The sequence below is a fragment of the Mycolicibacterium bacteremicum genome (assembly GCF_002086115.1).
Classification (GTDB): domain Bacteria; phylum Actinomycetota; class Actinomycetes; order Mycobacteriales; family Mycobacteriaceae; genus Mycobacterium; species Mycobacterium bacteremicum.
The window spans coordinates 99,812-114,827 of record NZ_MVHJ01000008.1; the positions used below are offsets into that span (position 1 = coordinate 99,812).

Genomic DNA, 15,016 nt, shown 5'->3' on the forward strand with positions numbered 1-15,016 from the left:
GAATTTCAGACGAATTCTTCGATCACAACCCGACATTCGCGATTCAGGCGAGCGTCGCGTAATTCTCCTTCGCGCCCGCGGTCACGGTGATCGCCGCGCCCAGCGGATCCCCGTCGGCCATCAGCGCGAGCAGATCGGCATCGGTCGTGAGCGCCATGAACCGGCTGTTGTCGGCGTCGAGGCGACCGATGATGACGCCGGTGGTCGTCGGCCAGTCGTACCGCACCGAGTACGTCTCGATGGTGCCGGGCCCCTCGGGGTGCCGGGTGACCGCGACGGTGGGCTGCTCGTCGATCTGCGCCTGCAACTCGGCACTGTGATCGGCGGCCCACTCGACCGGCGTGCTCGAGTACACCCCCACCGAATACTTGCTCATCACACCGCCGTTGGCGCCGACCAGACCGAACTGCCCCGGCCGCTCCCGCGCGCTGAGCACGGTCTCGGCGATGCCGTGCAGCGAGTAGCTGTTGCCCGGGCCGCCGAAGAACGGCAGCCCACCGGTCAGCGTGAGCCCGCGCGGGTCGTCGGTGGCCAGCCCGGCGGAGTCACACACCGAGAACACCGGGAACGGGAAGCAGCTGTAGAGGTCGAAGGTGGACACCTCGTCGAGGGTCAGGCCGGCGACCCGGAGCGCTTCGGCGACAGCCTTGTCCGCCGACAGGCTGGCACTGAGATCCACCCGGTCCAGCAGTGGCTGCTCGACGAGGTCGGCGTGGCCGTGCAGATACACCCAGTTGCCCTCCGGCACGCCCAGTCGGCGCGCCGCGGCCACCGACATCATCAGTACCGCCGCACCCTGGTTGACCTGATCGCGCGCTACCATCAGTCGCGGGTACGGATCGCAGATCATCCGGTTCTCGGCGGTGACGGTGGCCAGTTCGTCCACCGAGCGTTGCACCGGCGAGGAGGCCAGCGGATTCTTGGCCGCGACCTCCGAGAACGGCGCGAACAGTTCCGCCATCGCGCGGCGGTAATCGGCCACGGTGGCGCCCAGGCGCGCCCGGCGTGCATTGTCCAGCAGGCCGTACTGCACGGGCGCGCCGGTCAGGCCGTGCGTGGCGGTGTACTCGTTCATGTACTGGTCGAAGCCGTAGCCACGGTCCTCGAGCTGACCGCCGACCGTCTCGGAGTGGTCGGGCTTGTCCTCGCGGCCCGCGAAATAGCGCAATGTCGAACCGTTTTCGGATCCGAGCACCAGCACCACCTCGTGGTCCCCGGCGGCGATGGCGCCGGCGAACTCGGTGACCACCTTCTGCGATCCGTGTCCGCCGAGAGGTTCCAGCACGGCGCGGGCCGGGTTCGCATCGATCCGGGCGGCGACCGAGCGCGGATAGTTGTCCGAGCACCCCAGCGGCGCCTCGGAGAACGGGGTGCAGATCTCGAACTGTCGCAGCGCGACGAAGACCTCGATGGCCGCGGCGATCGCGTCGGGGTCGGCACCGGTGTCGGCCAGGGCTGCCCGGGCCGCCTCGGTGGCCAGGTCCACCGACGACATGCCGCGATAGTCCTCGGCGTCGATGCGCTCGGTGAACTGCCCGACACCGACGATCACCGGGGTTCGTGGATCCACCATCACTGACCTCCTGACACGTGTTAGTTCGTCAGGCTAACCGATCAGCGGCGACCCCGGACCCGCGGTCATGTCCACGACTGTGTCGATGTACAACCGGATATATGTACAAATATTGAGTCGTACAACAGATCGAGCGTAGGATCGGTCCATGACCTGGCCCATCCGCCCGATGTCGCTGGTGGTCGGGGGCGTCGTCCAGCCCGACGACGTCGTCGGCCGCCTGCGGGACGCCCGGGCCGTCATGGACTCGTTGCCCGGCAGCGGGGCGGTCCTGGTCGGCGACCGCCGGCACGGCAAGACATCGTTGTCACGGGTGGTGCAACGCGACGCCCGCCGGGCCGGCGCCGTCGTCATCGCCGCCAGCGCCGAACGGGAGACCTACGCCGAGTTCGTCGCCGCGCTGGCCGCCGAGCTGGCCCGAGCCGAACCGGCCTGGGCGCAGGAGTTGTCCAGGCTGCGGGTCACCTTGACGGCCGGACCGGTCCGGGTGGAACGCGACGGACGCGCGGCCGCCGCACTCGATCAGCTGCTCGAGCGCACCGTCGACCGTGCCGGCCACCGTCAGGTGGTCCTGTTCATCGACGAGGTGACGGTGCTCGCCCGCAACCTGGAGCGCCGGGAGCCCGGCTCCGGTGACAGCTTCCTGCACACGCTGCGCCGGTTCCGCCAGCAGTACGGCGGCAAGGTGGCCACGGTGCTGTCCGGATCGATCGGCTTCCATCACGTGTCCGCCGATGCCCCCAGCACCGTCAACGACATCCGCAAGATCACCGTCGGCCCCATCCGGGCCGACCACGCGACCTATCTGGCCGCCTGCCTGCTCGTCGGCGGCGGCCTGACCGCCGAGACGGCGCACCAGGTGGCGCCCGCGGTGGCCGAGTCGGCCGAGAACGTCCCCTACTACATCCAGCACCTGGTGGCGGCTTCCCTGGCGCGGGCGCGGGCCGGTGGTGGCGTTCCCGGTCCCGGGCAGATCCCCGAGCTGGTGACGGCGGCCATCGAGGATCCGACCGATCCGTGGGACCTCCGTCATTACCGGGACCGGTTGGCGCACTACTACGGGGCCGACGCATCGGTCATCGCCAAACTCCTCGACATCTACGCCCATGCGGCCGCGCCACTGGACGTCGACACCGTGTTCACACAGGTTCGCGGCACCGGTATCCCGGTCGCCGGGCGCGACGAGCTGGTGTCGTTCATCGAGCGCCTGGAACTCGACCACTATCTGATCCGCACCGGCGACCGGGACCGCTTCGCCTCCGCGCTCGTGCAACGGGCCTGGCGCACCATCAGGCGGTGACGCGATGATGCATCCGGTGTACTCCCCCGCCGCCGCCGATCCGGCCGATCTGGAGGCGGTCACCGTGGGCCGGGCGGATCTGCTGGACACCCTGACCGCCCGCATCCGGGGCGCCGCCCGCGACGGCGCCCGCCCGCACACGATGCTGGTCGGACGGCGGGGTTCGGGTAAGACGCACACGCTGCGGCTCGCGGTGCACCGCGCTCTCACCGATACCGCCACCGCGAAAGCCGTTCTGCCCGCGTTCATCCCGGAGGACACCCTGGCCATCGGTGGCTACCTGGACCTGCTGGTGGAGATCGCCCGGGCGATCGGTGCCGACACCGCCGGCGCGGCCCGGTCGATGCGCCGCGATCGGGACGCCATCGGCATCGAGCAGCTGATCGTCGCCGCCGCCGACGACCGCATGCTGCTGCTCGCGGTGGAGAATCTGGACCGCGTCTTCGACCGGTTGGGCAGCGACGGGCAGGGCAGCCTGCGCGCCTGGGTGGAGACGTCGGCGGCCATCACGATCCTGGCGACCGCGCCGGCACTGTTCGCCGCGGTGACCTCCCGGACGTACCCCTGGTACGGGTCGTTCATGGTCGAGACGCTGCCAGACCTGAGCGTGCCGGAGGTGACCCGGATCCTCACACAGCGCGACAACACCCTGGCCACCTTCGCGGACACGGCCGAGGGCGCCGGCCGGATCGCAGACATCCATGCCGTCCTGGGCGGCGCGCCGCGGACCTGGCAGTTGCTGGCCGAGGTCGCCGACGCCCCGATGCTGGCCGCCGTCACCCCCGCGGTCGAAGCGGTGCTGGACCGGTTGGCCCCGCTGCACCAACAGCGGCTGTGGGAGTTGCCGCCCGGCGAGCAGCGCCTGATCGTCGAACTCGCCCGCGCCGGCGCGCCGCGCACGGTATCGGATCTGGCTGCGGCGGTGGGCGTTTCAAACCAGTCAGCGGCTGCCGTGCTCGGTCGGCTGGCCGAGGGGCATTGGGTCACCTCGCGCAAGGACGACACCGATCGCCGAGCGTCGTGGTACGACCTGACCGATCCGCTGCTGGGCCAGGTGCTGCGCTTCCGCGACCGCTGATGCTTGACCGATCTGTCACTTAGTGACATGGTGGAGATGTCACCAAGTGACAGGAGGAGGTGATCAGAAATCGACGACAAGGCCGCCGCGGCGCGGTTGCGGGTGTCCCGGCACGCCGCGGAACTGTTCTGGGAGCACGGCGTCTCGGCCACCAGCGGTGACGACATCGCTTCCGCCGCAGGGCTTTCCACCCGGACCATCTGGCGCTACTTCCGCTCGAAGGAAGCGTGCGTAGAGCCCGTGCTGGCCAAATCGACCCACCGCTTCATCGGCGTGCTCGACCGCTGGCCCGCCGACCTGTCCCTGGGGCAGCACATGCGCGCCGATGCCGTCGCGCATCCCTTCTCCGAGCAGGACATCGCCGACGAGACGGCGGCCATGCGCATCGCCGCGATGTCGGCGACCGAACCCGCCCTGCGCACCGCCTATCTCATGGTGCACGACGAGATGGAACGCGGGTTCATCCCGGTGATCGCCAAACGCCTCGGCCTGCCCGCCGAGGACCTGACCGTGCGGTTGTGCGCAGCCGCCACCACCGCCGCCCTACGGGTGGTCGACGAGGACGTCAGCACCGCCGTCGTCATCCACGGGCAGACATTCGAAAGCCAAGACATCCTGTCGTTGATCGACCGCGCCGTGCTCGACGCCACCAATGGGCGCATCGGCGCACCGATCGACCCATAGAAAGGACCCACGTGGCCCTCCGCGCCTCCGATACCACACTGCCGCAACGCATCTCCGTCGAGGAGTTCTTCAGCCCGCCGGAACGCGCCGGCGCCACCATCTCCCCCGACGGCACCCGGATCGCCTACCTGGCGCCGTGGCGCAACCGCCTCAACATCTGGGTTCAGGACCTCGACGGTGCGACCGAACCACGGTGCGTCACCGCCGACGAGACCCGCAGTGTGTACCTCTACAGCTGGACCCACGACTCGCGGCACCTGCTGTACATGCAGGACACCGGCGGTGACGAGAACTGGCACCTGCACCGCGTCGACCTCGACGAGCCGGGAAGCGCCGCAGTCGATCTCACGCCGTTCCCGAATACCCGGGTCAGCTACGAGCTGCTCAAGGCGCGGCCGGGCAAGGCCATCGTGCAACACAACGCGCGCAATCCAGAGCTGGTCGATGCCTACGAACTGGACATCGCCACCGGCGAACTCACCCTGCTGGCCGAGAATCCCGGCAATGCCATCGGGTGGGTCACCGGCCCCAACGGCGACCTGTTCACCAACACCCTGACCGCCGACGGCGATGTCGAGATCTCCTGCTGGGATGCCGCCACCGGATCATTGCGGCCCATCAAGGTCTACGACGGCCGCGATTACCCGCTGGGTATCCATCCGATCGCCCCCACCCCCGACGGCACCGGGATCTGGCTGGGCTCCTACGACGGCAGTGACCGGATGCGGCTGGTACGCCTGGATGTCGGCACCGGTACCGAGACCGAGGTGGACAGCCACCCCGACTTCGACCTCGGGGCCCAGATCATGTTGCCGTCCCCGTTCATCATCAGTGAGCAGACCGGCGAGCTGATCGGCGCCCGCTATTACGGTGAGCGACAGGTGATCCACGCGCTGGACTCCGACTTCGCGGCAGTACTGGACAGGCTGACCGGCCTTTCCGACGGTGACCTGTCCGCCATCTCGTGCGATGACAGCGGGCAACGGTGGGTCGTCAGCTTCCAACACGACCGCGAGCCCGGCGTCACCTACCTCTATGACCGCCGCACCGATGAGAGCCGGCTGCTGTTCCGGCCGTATCCGAACCTGGATCCCGCCGCGCTGGCACCGATGACGCCCGTGCACTTCACCGCACGCGACGGACTCGACGTGCACGGCTACCTGACCCTGCCGGTCGGGGTGGAGCCGAAAGATCTGCCGATGGTGCTGCTGGTGCACGGTGGCCCGTGGGCACGCGACGTGTGGTCGTATCAGCCCGACGTCCAACTGCTGGCCAATCGCGGATATGCGGTGCTGCAGGTCAACTTCCGGGGTTCCACCGGATACGGCAAGTCCTTCACCCAGGCCGCGATCGGCGAGTTCGCCGGCAAGATGCACGACGACCTGATCGACGCGGTGGACTGGGCGGTCAAACAGGGTTACGCCGACCGCGACCGGGTCGCCATCTTCGGCGGGTCCTACGGCGGCTACGCCAGCCTGGTCGGTGTCACCTTCACCCCGGATGTCTTCGCCGCCGCCATCGACTACGTCGGCATCTCCAGCCTGTTGAACTTCATGAAGACCCTGCCCAACGTCGGACGGCGCTTCCTGGCCACCAACTGGCATCTGTATGTCGGCAACCCGGCCGATCCGGCGGCCGAGGCCGATATGCTGGCCCGCTCACCGATCACCCGGGTGGACCAGATCCGCACCCCGCTGCTGGTGGTGCAGGGCGCCAACGACTCTCGCGTCGTGCAGGCCGAGTCCGACAACATGGTGGCCGCCCTGCGCGAACGCGGTGTCGAGGTCGAGTACATGGTCAAGGAGGACGAGGGGCACGGATTCGTCAACCCGGACAACAACATCGACATGTATCACGCCGTCGAGCGGTTCCTGGCCGAACATCTGGGCGGCCGCCCCTGACCTGCCCTCGCCGAACAGACGCAAAAACCCCCTTTTCCGAGGTGGAAAAGGGGGTTTTGCGTCTGTTCGCGAGCGGGAGGTGCCCCCAGCGCGCGCAGCGAATTACAGCGCGTTGAACAGCTCGCGTGCCTTGGCGGCGGTCTCGGACGGCGTCTTGCCGACCGCGACACCGGCGGCTTCGAGGGCCTCCTGCTTACCGGCCGCGGTACCCGCACCGTCGGACACGATGGCGCCGGCGTGTCCCATGGTCTTGCCCTCGGGAGCGGTGAAGCCCGCGACGTAGCCGACGACCGGCTTGGTGACGTTGGCCTGGATGTAGGCGGCGGCCTTCTCCTCGGCGTCGCCACCGATCTCACCGATCATCACGATCAGCTTGGTCTCGGGATCCTTTTCGAACGCCTCCAGGGCGTCGATGTGGGTGGTGCCGATGACCGGGTCGCCGCCGATGCCGATGGCGGTCGAGAAGCCGAGATCGCGCAGCTCGTACATCATCTGGTAGGTCAGGGTGCCGGACTTGGAGACCAGGCCGATCGGGCCCTTGCCGGTGATGTTGTTCGGCGTGATGCCGACCAGCGACTCACCCGGGGTGATGATGCCGGGGCAGTTCGGGCCGATGATCCGGGTCTTCTGACCCTTCTCGACGTTGTAGGCCCACGCATAGGCGGTGTCCTGCACCGGGATTCCCTCGGTGATGACGACCAGCAGCGGGATCTCGGCGTCGATGGCCTCGATGATGGCGTCCTTGGAGAAGGCCGGCGGCACGAAGGCGATCGACACGTCGGCGCCGGTCTCCTTGATGGCCTCGGCGACCGAACCGAACACCGGCAGCTCGATCTCGTTGCCGTCCTTGTCCTCATGCTTGACGGTCGTGCCGGCCTTGCGGGCGTTGACGCCACCGACGATCTGGGTGCCGGCCTTGAGCATCAGCTTGGTGTGCTTGGTGCCCTCGCCACCGGTGATGCCCTGGACGATGACCTTGCTGTCCTTGTTCAGGAAGATGGACATATTTTGTTGGCTCCCTTACTTGTTGGCCAGCTCGGCGGCCTTGTCGGCGCCGGAGTCCATGGTTTCGGCCTGTACGACCAGCGGATGGTTGGCCTCGGCCAGGATGCGGCGGCCCTCCTCGACGTTGTTGCCGTCGAGGCGGACGACCAGCGGCTTGTTGGCCTCGTCGCCGAGGATCTCCAGCGCCTTGACGATGCCGTTGGCGACCGCGTCGCAGGAGGTGATGCCGCCGAAGACGTTGACGAACACGCTCTTGACCTGGCTGTCGCCCAGGATGACGTCCAGACCGTTGGCCATCACCTCGGCCGAGGCGCCGCCGCCGATGTCGAGGAAGTTGGCGGGCTTGACGTTGCCGTGCTTCTCACCGGCGTAGGCGACGACGTCGAGGGTCGACATGACCAGACCCGCGCCGTTGCCGATGATGCCGACCTCGCCGTCGAGCTTGACGTAGTTGAGGTCGTTCTCCTTGGCCTTGAGCTCGAGCGGATCGGTGGCGTCCTTGTCCTCGAACTCCTCGTGGCCGGGCTGGCGGAAGTCGGCGTTGGCGTCCAGGGTGACCTTGCCGTCCAGGGCCAGGATCTGATCGTCCGGCGTACGCACCAGCGGGTTGACCTCCACCAGGGTGGCGTCCTCGCCGATGAACACCTCCCAGAGCTTCTGGATGGTCACGGCCGCGGCGTCGAGCACCTCGGCGGGCAGGTGGCCCTTCTCCGCGATCTCGCGGGCGAAGGCCAGGTCGACACCCTTGACGGCGTCGACGGGCACCTTGGCCAGGCGCTCGGGCTTGGTCGCGGCGACCTCTTCGATCTCCATGCCGCCCTCGACCGAACACATGGCCAGGTAGGTGCGGTTGGAGCGGTCGAGCAGGAAGGAGATGTAGTACTCCTCGGCGATGTCACTGGCCTCGGCGACCAGCAACTTCTTCACGATGTGGCCCTTGATGTCCAGGCCGAGGATGTTGTTGGCGTGCTCCAGCGCATCGGCGGGGGTGGCCGCGTACTTCACGCCGCCGGCCTTACCGCGACCGCCGACCTTGACCTGAGCCTTGACCATGACCGGGCGGCCGATCTCCTCGGCGATCGCCTTGGCGTCCTCGGCGGACTCGGTGACCCGGCCCGGCGTGGTCGGTACGTTGTGTTTGGCGAAGAGTTCCTTCGCCTGGTACTCGAACAGATCCATGAGTTTCCTAAAGGGTGTCTGTCTAGGTGACGTTTCGAACTGACTTCACAGGTAATGGGCCGGACTGACCGATGGCCGTGACTGGCTCGCTGGCACTGTATCCACCCGCGTGTCAGGCGCCCGCACCGCCTGCCGTTCATGTGGTACATCTCACCGACGCCCTCCGGTGATACAGGTCACATTCGGGAAGGGAATGGGTTCATAAGTTGCCAGCAACATTGGGATTTGGTTAACGTGCCTCTTGGTCTTGGTAACGGTCAGGTCACGGCACTAAGGAATATTCAGGTTGGCTGAGCACAGTTCGTCCCGATCCCCCCGGGGAGCAGCGACGAAAGGACACGCCGCCACCAGTCCTGCCGAAGTCACCGACATCATCCCGTTCAACGAGTTCGGCGACCTGCACGAACTCGACTTCCGGGACAGCTCCGCGTTCGACAAGGAGCAGCGGGTGATCGCCGCTCCCGAACTCGACGACATGCACGACACCGATGATCTGGTGCCGCTGCGCCTGGCCATCCCCAGCGAGTTCGCCTCCGACCGTGAGCCCTCGGCCCACGCCTACCGCGACAGCCACACCGACCTCAGCGACGGCACCGCGCTCACCGACGTCATCGACATGCGCGCGCACCGCACCGGCGGGGCGCACCGCAAGCAGACCGTCGGCGCGGTCAAGAGCCGACTGATGATCGCTGCGATGGCCGCCGGAGCCACTGCGTCCGGCGCCTACTCGCTGTCCAACCCCGCCGAGGCCACCCCCGCCCCCGATACCGTGCTGGCCGCCGACGGCGCGCTCATCGAGGGCGCCTCGATCACCGGATCCTCGGACGGGGTCCAGATCGTCGCGGTGCAGCCGGTGGCCTCGTCCGCGGTGCACGCCGAGGAGATCACCAAGGCCGCCGCGTTCGCCGCCGAGCGCGCCGACCGCGAGGCGCGGCTGACCCGCCCGATGTTCGCGATGCCGACCAAGGGTGTGTGGACGTCCGGCTTCGGCTACCGCTGGGGTGTGCTGCACGGCGGTATCGACATCGCCGGCCCGATCGGCACCCCGATCCTGGCGGCCAGCGACGGCGTCGTCGTCGAGGTCGGCCCGACCGCCGGTTACGGCGCGCTGGTCAAGCTGCGCCACTCCGACGGCACCGTCACCCTCTACGGCCACATCAACACCTGGCTGGTCAGCAAGGGCCAGCGGGTGATGGCCGGCGATCAGATCGCCACCATGGGCAACCGCGGCAATTCGACCGGCCCGCACCTGCACTTCGAGGTGCTGATGAACGGCTCCAACCGGATCGACCCGGTGCCGTGGCTGGCGCAGCGGGGTCTTTCCCCCGGCAACTACGTCGGTTAACTACCGTGGTCGGGGTGACGCTCGATCCCCCACCCGAATCACCACGCATCATCCGCCGGCACCCGACCGGCTCCTTCCCGGCGCTCACACCGGCTGACGATCAGACCGCTCTCGTTCCGCCTGTCGAACTGTCCGGGACCGATGCCGGACACACCACCTACATCCCGCGTCCCGTCCCGGTGGCCGTCCCCCGTCGTCCCGGCAACGGCCCGGCCGCGGCGATCATCGCCACCATTCTGAGCATCCTGAGCGGGTGGGCCACCGCCGTCATCGCCACCGACCTGATCGCCGGCTGGTGGAACACCGATCTGCTGTTCTGCATCGCGATCGGCTTCCTGACCGCGATCTCGGCCGGCGCCGGTATCGCCGGGCTGATCGCGCTGCTGCTGCGACGCCGGATGGGCCGGCTGCTGATCATCGTCGGCGCGGCCATCGGGCTGCTGATCTTCGGCAGCCTGTTCCTGGCCGGCGCCAAGCTGCATCCCGTCGTGTACGCCATGCCGGTGCTGCCGGTCGCCGCGACGGTGGCGACGTTGCTGCCGGCCACCGGCCGCTGGGTGGGTTAGAGCTTCTGCACCGGGGCGTGGTTGTGCATCAGCTTGACCCGCCCGGCGCTGCCGAAGTCGATCAGCGACATCGCCGACTCGCCCATCCCGGACACCTCTTCGACCCGGCCGAGCCCGTACTTGTCGTGGCTGACGCGGTCGCCGGGCTCCAGCGTGATGATCGCGCGGTTGCGCGCCTTACCCGGTGCGGGCCGGGCGTTCTCGGCGAACCGGCCGACGCGCGGTGCGCTCAGCGCGGCCGACGGCGCCTCCACCCGGCGCCAGTTGATCAGGTCCTCGGGGATCTCGCGCAGGAACCGCGACTCCGGGTTGAGCATCGGCTGGCCCCACGATGAGCGCACCTTGGCCCGGCTGAGGTACAACCGCTGCCGCGCCCGGGTGATACCCACGTAGGCCAGCCGGCGTTCCTCGGACAGTTCCGTCGGGTCGCCGAGCGCCCGCATGTGCGGGAACATGCCGTCCTCCCAGCCGGTGACGAAGACCACCGGGAACTCCAGGCCCTTGGCGGTGTGCAGGGTCATCATGGTGACCACACCGGAGCCGTGCTCGGGGATCTCGTCGGCGTCGGCCACCAGCGAGACACGCTCGAGGAACTGGGCCAGCACCCCGGTGTCGGGGATGTCCTCGTCGCGGTCTTCCTCTTCTGCCAGCGCCTGCCGGTTGGCCAGATCGATGCTGAACTCGTGGGCGACGCTGACGAGCTCGTTCAGGTTGTCCAGCCGGGCCAGATCCTGTGGATCACTGGAGGATTCGAGTTCACGCCGGTATCCGGTGCGCTCCAGCACCGCCTCGACCAGGTCGCCGAGCTCACCGTCGAGCCGGCCGCGCAGTTCGTCGAGCAGCTGCACGAAGGACGCGATCGCCTTCTCCGAGCGGGTGTTCAGCATCGGCACCCGGCCCTCGGCGGCGGCCTGCAGCGCATCGTTGAAGCTGCCACCGCTGTTCTCCGCGTACACCGCGACACAGGCCTCGGCACGGTCGCCGATACCGCGGCGCGGGGTGTTCAGGATGCGGCGCATGCTCACCGCGTCCCCGGGGTTGTCGAGCACCCGCAGGTAGGCGACGATGTCGCGGATCTCCTTGCGCTCGTAGAAGCGGACCCCGCCGACGACCTTGTAGGGAATGCCGGACCGGATGAACACCTCCTCCAGGGCGCGCGAGGAGTTGTTGGTGCGGTAGAACACCGCGACATCGTTGTAGGAGATCTGGTTCTGGTCGGCCAGCGCGTCGATCTCGCCCGCGACGAACCGTGCCTCGTCGTGCTCGTTGTCGGCGACGTAGCCGACGATCAGCTCGCCCTCCCCGGAGTCGGTCCACAACCGCTTCTCGCGTCGGCCGGTGTTGCGCGAGATGACCGCGTTGGCCGCGTTCAGGATGGTCTGGGTGGAGCGGTAATTCTGTTCCAGCAGAATGGTTGTCGCGTTCGGGTAGTCGCGCTCGAAGTCCTCGATGTTGCGGATGGTGGCACCGCGGAACGCATAGATCGACTGGTCGGCGTCGCCCACCACGCACAGCTCGGCCGGGGTCACGCCGTCCGGCGTGGTCTCGACGCCGACGAGCTCGCGCACCAGCACGTACTGCGCATGGTTGGTGTCCTGGTACTCGTCGACCAGGATGTGCCGGAACCGGCGGCGGTAGTACTGGGCGATCTGCGGGAAGGCCTGCAGCACCGCCACCGTCTCGCCGATCAGGTCGTCGAAGTCCAGGGCGTTGGCGGCCCGCAGTCGGCGCTGATACTCGCCGAACACCGAGGCGATGGTCTTGGACATGTCATCGGAGCTGTCGGTCAGGTCCGCGAGCGCCTGGTCCGGATCGATCAGTTCGTTCTTCAGGTTGGAGATGCCGTTGGCCAGTAGCCGCGGGGTGTAGCGCTTGGTGTCCAGCCCCATGTCCTTGGCGATCATCATGAGCAGCCGGCGCGAGTCGTCGGAGTCATAGATCGAGAAGTTGGAGTTCAACCCCGGCAGCAGCGAGGCCTGGTTGCGCAGGATCCGCACACAGGTGGAGTGGAAGGTGGACACCCACATGTTGCGGGCCCGCGGGCCGATCAGTGTGACGACGCGTTCGCGCATCTCGGCGGCGGCCTTGTTGGTGAACGTGATGGCCAGCACCTGCCCGACGCCGACCTCGCGGGCGGCCAGCAGGTAGGCGATACGCCTGGTCAGCACGGCCGTCTTACCCGATCCGGCACCGGCCACGATGAGCAGCGGCGAGCCCTCGTGCAGGACGGCCTGGCGCTGCTGCGGGTTGAGCCCGTCGAGCAGCTGTTCGGTATCGGACCCCTGAGCCGGCGCGTCAAAAAGAGATGTCATTTCGGTCTCGAATCTACCGCTGAACGGTGACATCCACGGTGACGGCCCACGTTCACCGCCGGGCGGCCTTTGCCACGCATCGGCCCTCGGTGGCACACTCGTTTCGTGCTCGATCAGCGGCGACGATTTTTTTACGGGTACCGGTCCGCGGTGCCCGTGGTCTAGCTGCTTTCCCTTCAGCCCCGCGGTCCGCGTCCGGATCGGGGGCTCTGTTGTGTGAGGCCCGAACCGGATGAACCAAGAACCCACCAACAGCGAGGAGAACCCCGTGAGTGCCGAAACGCAGACGGCCGCCGACATCGACGAACTGCGCCTGGAGATCGACCGCCTGGACGCGGAGATCCTGGCCGCGGTGAAGCGCCGCGCCGAGGTGTCCCGCATCATCGGCAAGGCCCGGATGGCCTCCGGCGGCACCCGGCTGGTGCACAGCCGCGAGATGAAGGTCATCGAGCGGTACAGCGAACTGGGCCCGGAGGGCAAGGACCTGGCCATGCTGCTGCTGCGGCTGGGCCGCGGCCGGCTCGGCCACTAGTCACCCCGCGATTTCGGTGAGGAAACGGGCGCTGACCGCGCGTTTCCTCACCGAAATCACTAGGGGGTGAAGGCGATGTACTTGGTCTCCAGGTACTCCTCGATGCCCTCGGTTCCGCCCTCGCGGCCGAACCCGGATTCCTTGATCCCGCCGAACGGCGCGGCCGCGTCCGATATGACACCGCGGTTGACGCCCACCATGCCCGCCTCGACGGACTCGGCGACCCGCAGCGCCCGGTCCAGTGACTGCGTGTAGATGTAGGACGCCAACCCGTAGTCGGTGTCGTTGGCCGCGGCGATGCCCTCTTCCTCGGTGTCGAACCCGGTGATCGGCGCGACGGGCCCGAACACCTCCTCCTTGAGGATGCGGGCGTCGGCGGGCACGTCGGCCAGCACGGTGGCCGGGTAGAAGTGCCCGGGGCCGCCGGGCGCGACCCCACCCACGGCCACCTCGGCGCCGCGCGACACCGCGTCGGAGACCAGGTCGGCGACGATGCCGAGCTGCTTGGCCGAGATCAGCGGCCCCAGCGTCGAGGACTCCTCCAGGCCGTTGCCGAGGGTGTACTCGCTCATCCGCTTGACCAGCTTGTCGGTGAACTCCTCGCGCACGGTATTGGCGACGTGGAAGCGGTTGGCCGCGGTGCATGCCTCGCCGCCGTTGCGCATCTTCGCCAGCAGCGCGCCCTCCACCGCGGCGTCGATGTCGGCGTCGTCGAACACCACGAACGGCGCGTTGCCACCGAGCTCCATCGAGGTGCGCAGCAGTTTGTCGCTGGACTGCTTCACCAGGGCCTTGCCGACGCCGGTGGATCCGGTGAAGGTCAGTTTGCGCAGCCGGCCGTCGTCGATCAGCGCGCCGGTCAGGTCCCCGGGCTTGGTGGTGGGCAACACCGAGAGCACGCCCTTGGGCAGGCCGGCCTCGTCGATCAGCTTGGCCAGCAGCAGCATGGTCAGCGGCGTCTCCTGCGCCGGTTTGACGATCATGGTGCAGCCGGCGGCCAGCGCGGGGCCGATCTTGCGGGTGCCCATGGCCAGCGGGAAGTTCCACGGGGTGATGGCGTAGCAGGGACCGACCGGCATCTTGGTCACCAGGATGCGCCCCGTTCCGGCCGGGCTGTGGGTGTAGCGGCCGTCGATGCGCACGGCCTCCTCGGCGAACCAGCGGAAGAACTCGGCGCCGTACTTGACCTCACCGCGGCTCTCGGCGAGCACCTTGCCCATCTCCAGGGTCATCAGTGTCGCGAGGTCTTCGCTTCGTGCGGTGAGGGTTTCGAACACCGAGCGCAGGAGCTCGCCGCGTTCCCGGGCGGGGGTGGCGGCCCAGTCGGCCTGCGCGGCGGCCGCGGCGTCCAGCGCAGCGATCCCGTCGGCGGCGGTCGCGTCGGCCACCGAGGTGATCACCTCGTCGGTGGCGGGGTTGAGCACATCGAACGTGGACGAACCTGCGCGTTCCTCACCGCCGATCCACAGACCGGTGGGTACGGATGAAATCAACTCTTCAATGCCCATACATCCATCATGTACACCTTTGATCCGGACGCC

12 protein-coding genes are annotated in these 15,016 nt (G+C 68.1%); 7 read left to right on the top strand and 5 right to left on the bottom strand.

Translation table 11 applies throughout. The features are described 5' to 3' along the window. Positions 1 to 43: 43 nt before the first annotated feature. The gene (locus BST17_RS11835; protein WP_083058083.1) at positions 44 to 1,576 is read right to left on the bottom strand and encodes an acetyl-CoA acetyltransferase; all 1,533 of its coding nucleotides are present in this window, start codon (positions 1,574 to 1,576) and stop codon (positions 44 to 46) included. Between the two features lie 145 nt (positions 1,577 to 1,721). On the opposite strand from BST17_RS11835, the gene BST17_RS11840 reads away from it, so the two are divergent. The 4 genes from BST17_RS11840 (at position 1,722) to BST17_RS11855 (ending at position 6,536) form a co-directional block, all read left to right on the top strand. Next, a complete protein-coding gene (locus BST17_RS11840; protein ID WP_234807643.1) occupies positions 1,722 to 2,873 on the top strand; it encodes a P-loop NTPase family protein in 1,152 nt (383 codons plus the stop codon). A gap of 4 nt (positions 2,874 to 2,877) precedes the next feature. Then, positions 2,878 to 3,951 carry a MarR family transcriptional regulator gene (locus tag BST17_RS11845; RefSeq protein WP_083058085.1) on the top strand — a complete coding sequence of 358 codons (1,074 nt, stop codon included), beginning with the start codon at positions 2,878 to 2,880 and terminating at the stop codon, positions 3,949 to 3,951. A 102-nt stretch (positions 3,952 to 4,053) separates the two neighbouring features. Further along, the gene (locus BST17_RS11850) at positions 4,054 to 4,635 is read left to right on the top strand and encodes a TetR/AcrR family transcriptional regulator (RefSeq protein WP_083058087.1); all 582 of its coding nucleotides are present in this window, start codon (positions 4,054 to 4,056) and stop codon (positions 4,633 to 4,635) included. A gap of 11 nt (positions 4,636 to 4,646) precedes the next feature. Beyond that, positions 4,647 to 6,536, top strand: coding sequence for a S9 family peptidase (locus BST17_RS11855; RefSeq protein WP_207573620.1), 1,890 nt, complete (start codon positions 4,647 to 4,649; stop codon positions 6,534 to 6,536). Between the two features lie 102 nt (positions 6,537 to 6,638). On the opposite strand, the gene sucD is transcribed toward BST17_RS11855, so the two are convergent. Both sucD and sucC read right to left on the bottom strand, forming a co-directional pair. Next, positions 6,639 to 7,541, bottom strand: a complete 903-nt coding sequence (gene sucD / locus BST17_RS11860; RefSeq protein WP_083058088.1) for a succinate--CoA ligase subunit alpha — start codon at positions 7,539 to 7,541, stop codon at positions 6,639 to 6,641. Between the two features lie 15 nt (positions 7,542 to 7,556). Next, complete coding sequence (sucC, locus tag BST17_RS11865; protein WP_083058090.1) at positions 7,557 to 8,720, bottom strand: ADP-forming succinate--CoA ligase subunit beta; 1,164 nt, start codon at positions 8,718 to 8,720, stop codon at positions 7,557 to 7,559. Between the two features lie 286 nt (positions 8,721 to 9,006). Between sucC and BST17_RS11870 the strand changes: the two genes are divergently transcribed. Together BST17_RS11870 and BST17_RS11875 are read left to right on the top strand one after the other, a co-directional pair. Then, complete coding sequence (locus tag BST17_RS11870) at positions 9,007 to 10,065, top strand: M23 family metallopeptidase (RefSeq protein WP_083058091.1); 1,059 nt, start codon at positions 9,007 to 9,009, stop codon at positions 10,063 to 10,065. Between the two features lie 14 nt (positions 10,066 to 10,079). Next, positions 10,080 to 10,631 carry a hypothetical protein gene (locus BST17_RS11875; RefSeq protein WP_109750114.1) on the top strand — a complete coding sequence of 184 codons (552 nt, stop codon included), beginning with the start codon at positions 10,080 to 10,082 and terminating at the stop codon, positions 10,629 to 10,631. Here BST17_RS11875 and pcrA read toward each other — a convergent pair. Then, on the bottom strand, positions 10,628 to 12,943 hold the full coding sequence (pcrA, locus tag BST17_RS11880; protein ID WP_083058094.1) for a DNA helicase PcrA: 2,316 nt from the start codon (positions 12,941 to 12,943) through the stop codon (positions 10,628 to 10,630). The genes BST17_RS11875 and pcrA overlap by 4 nt on opposite strands. A gap of 232 nt (positions 12,944 to 13,175) precedes the next feature. Between pcrA and BST17_RS11885 the strand changes: the two genes are divergently transcribed. Further along, positions 13,176 to 13,475, top strand: coding sequence for a chorismate mutase (locus BST17_RS11885; protein ID WP_083058096.1), 300 nt, complete (start codon positions 13,176 to 13,178; stop codon positions 13,473 to 13,475). 59 nt (positions 13,476 to 13,534) lie between these two features. Here the strand turns inward: BST17_RS11885 and BST17_RS11890 are convergent, their stop codons facing one another. Beyond that, positions 13,535 to 14,983 carry an NAD-dependent succinate-semialdehyde dehydrogenase gene (locus BST17_RS11890; protein ID WP_083058097.1) on the bottom strand — a complete coding sequence of 483 codons (1,449 nt, stop codon included), beginning with the start codon at positions 14,981 to 14,983 and terminating at the stop codon, positions 13,535 to 13,537. Positions 14,984 to 15,016 lie beyond the last annotated feature (33 nt).

Excerpts from the sequence above, each read along its gene's own strand:
- BST17_RS11840 (WP_234807643.1), top strand. The coding sequence starts at position 1,722 with ATGACCTGGCCCATCCGCCCGATGTCGCTGGTGGTCGGGGGCGTCGTC.
- BST17_RS11845 (WP_083058085.1), top strand. The coding sequence starts at position 2,878 with ATGATGCATCCGGTGTACTCCCCCGCCGCCGCCGATCCGGCCGATCTG.
- sucD (WP_083058088.1), bottom strand. The coding sequence starts at position 7,541 with ATGTCCATCTTCCTGAACAAGGACAGCAAGGTCATCGTCCAGGGCATC.
- sucC (WP_083058090.1), bottom strand. The coding sequence starts at position 8,720 with ATGGATCTGTTCGAGTACCAGGCGAAGGAACTCTTCGCCAAACACAAC.
- pcrA (WP_083058094.1), bottom strand. The coding sequence starts at position 12,943 with ATGACATCTCTTTTTGACGCGCCGGCTCAGGGGTCCGATACCGAACAG.
- BST17_RS11885 (WP_083058096.1), top strand. The coding sequence starts at position 13,176 with ATGAACCAAGAACCCACCAACAGCGAGGAGAACCCCGTGAGTGCCGAA.
- BST17_RS11890 (WP_083058097.1), bottom strand. The coding sequence starts at position 14,983 with ATGGGCATTGAAGAGTTGATTTCATCCGTACCCACCGGTCTGTGGATC.